The sequence below is a fragment of the Adlercreutzia equolifaciens genome, from assembly GCF_029076695.1.
Taxonomy (GTDB): domain Bacteria; phylum Actinomycetota; class Coriobacteriia; order Coriobacteriales; family Eggerthellaceae; genus Adlercreutzia; species Adlercreutzia equolifaciens_A.
Map to the genome: position 1 here is coordinate 1 of NZ_JARFIK010000675.1, position 286 is coordinate 286.

At 48.3% G+C, this 286-nt stretch carries 1 pseudogene; it reads right to left on the reverse strand.

Going from position 1 to position 286, the window contains the following annotated elements:
• Window positions 1-182 (reverse strand): annotated as a pseudogene (rnpA, locus tag PZH32_RS14075) (ribonuclease P protein component); the annotation flags it as partial.
• Window positions 183-286 lie beyond the last annotated feature (104 nt).

Here is a 286-nt window from a genome sequence, read left to right on the forward strand (position 1 = left end):
GCTTTCAGCACTTTACTATAACATGTCTCGCAGACGGACGATTTCGCGAGAAAAATAACGTCGTATCCTTGCCAAGGACCGCCAATCGACTGGCAAACAGCCCTCATGCGACGTTTCGCTCGGTTTCGCCAGACAGCATTACCGAGTTTTTTCCCAGCAATAAAAGCAACACGACCGGAAGTGCCGTGTTGCTCATCGTCCCCGAAGGACTTCTATTGAAAATGCTTATTCACAATGAGGGTGACAAAAGGAGTTTTGATTCGTCTTCCCTTTGCGAAGAGTTCGG